Consider the following 2050-nt stretch of genomic DNA (forward strand, 5'->3'; position numbering starts at 1 on the left):
GGAGCAATCAGTGTTGGTACGGGGGCTGTGGTTGAGAAAGGTCTAGGAACAGCAATCGGTTCTTATGCGACGACTCGTAAATGGTGGACAAATCCATAAAATTTCAGAAAGCATCAAAAACAGTATTGGTGGAAATACTACGATTGATCCTAAAGATGGCTCAATTACAACCAACAATATTGGTGGTACAGGTAAGAACAATATTAATGATGCGATTGGGACCTTAAACCAGTCGAACCAAGAATTGGGTAACAAAATTACCAATCTGGGTGATCAGTTACAACAAGTGTTCTATGACACTAATAAACGTATTGATGACGTTGAGAAAAAAGCTAATGCAGGTATTGCCGCTGCCATGGCCTTAGAAAATGCGCCGTTTGTAGCCGGTAAATATACCTATGCTGTTGGTGCTGCATATCATGGTGGTGAGAACGCAGTCGGTGTGACCTTACGCAAAACCTCTGACAATGGCCGTTGGTCAATTACAGGTGGTGTGGCAGCTGCTTCTCAAGGTGAGCCAAGCGTCCGCGTTGGTATTAGTGGTGTGATTAATTAAGAAACTGGTTAGGAGGGCAATGCTCTCCTTGCTCGACAGATTAAAGAGATTATAGAGATGAACAAAACAATCCAAAGCTTAGTCGTAGCAGCTTTTGCTGGTTTCGCAGTCACAACTTATGCAAATGAACAGGCTCAGCAACAGAAAATTCATTTTCCAGCGATTGAAAAGAGTTATTTGAAACAAGTAAAACGTTATGAATACCAAGATGTTGCTCGTTTAGATACAGGACTAAATAAAGATCAAATTCGAGCTTTACTAGGCAATCCACAATTTAGTGAAGGGCTTTTTGCAGTAAAAGTTTGGAACTATGTGCTAGATATCCGTGTTCCCAACACACACCAATACCAGCGTTGCCAGTTGCGTATTGATTTTGATAAGCACTATTTAGCAGAACGTTTATCTTGGAAGGGTGAAGCGTGTGAAGGTTTAGTTGTTTTGGGAGCAAATAATCAGGCACCAGAACGTAGCACTGTAATTGCAGATCGTACAGCGAGTGTCCTATTTGCTTTTGATCGATTTGATGCGAGTGCGATTGAAGAAGGTACTAATAGCGTTGTGAAAATTGCTGAGCAAATTAAGAAAAGTCCAACAACAACCCCAATTATTGTTTCTGGATTCACAGACTCATTGGGTAAGTTTAGTTATAACCAAGAGTTATCATCTAAACGAGCGAATACGGTTGCTAAGTTACTGGTACGACAAGGTGTTGAACCAAGCCGTATACAAATACAGGCGAATAGCCAGACCGACTTATACAAGCAGTGTAGTGATAACAATAGTTCACAACTTATTCAATGTTTAGCGCCAAATAGACGTGTTAATATAAGTTGGTAAAACGGTCTGTCACGGCAAAGTAACCATCCTTAGGGTGGTTACTTTTTCGTTTTTTAAGGAGCTAAAAAAGTAAAAGGATATATTGGAGATTTTATAAATTTTATATAAAAATCATCTTTTAAAATAATAAAAGTGCTGTGGAGTCAGTAAACCATCTAATGGTTGATCCCAACTTTGACGTTCTAAAGTGTGTTCAATAAATTGAAATTGATGTGCCAATCCTAAACGGTAGGGCTTATGTTTAGCACTTGCTAATGTACGATCATAATAACCACCACCCATACCAATACGTGTCCCATAGTGATCGCAAGCTAAAAGTGGCATAAGTAGCAAATCAAGCTGTGATACATGTTTTCCGCGAGTCGCCATAGGTTCTTTCATTCCCAATGGGTGATGAGAAAAACGACGACTTAAATATTGGTTTTTATTTATTTTTACCCATACTAAACGTTGGTTCATCGAACAAATCATGGGTAAATAAACTTGTTTGTTCTTTTTAAAACATAATTTGATAAGAAGATCGGTATGGATTTCACCAAAAGCATGCAGATATAAACCGATTTTTTTTGATGAATGAAAAATAGGAAGGTGATTTAGGTAATATAAAACATTAAGCTGAGCCTGTTTTTGCTCAAATTGGGTTAAAGCTCGTCTTCT

Annotated in this window: 2 protein-coding genes and 1 pseudogene; 2 read left to right on the top strand and 1 reads right to left on the bottom strand. The window is 38.5% G+C overall.

Translation table 11 applies throughout. From position 1 onward, the window contains the following. Positions 1-76: 76 nt before the first annotated feature. Both VXQ92_RS16135 and tpgA read left to right on the top strand, forming a co-directional pair. A pseudogene (locus tag VXQ92_RS16135) lies at positions 77-556 on the top strand (YadA-like family protein); the annotation flags it as partial. A 57-nt stretch (positions 557-613) separates the two neighbouring features. Then, entirely contained in the window at positions 614-1393 is a 780-nt protein-coding gene (tpgA, locus tag VXQ92_RS16140) for a trimeric autotransporter adhesin/peptidogylcan-associated protein TpgA (RefSeq protein ID WP_265643184.1), read from the top strand. 111 nt (positions 1394-1504) lie between these two features. Here tpgA and VXQ92_RS16145 read toward each other — a convergent pair. Next, on the bottom strand, positions 1505-2050 hold a 546-nt coding region (locus VXQ92_RS16145), incomplete at its 5' end, for a 5-formyltetrahydrofolate cyclo-ligase (protein ID WP_416682514.1).

The organism is Acinetobacter sp. 228, from assembly GCF_048147885.1.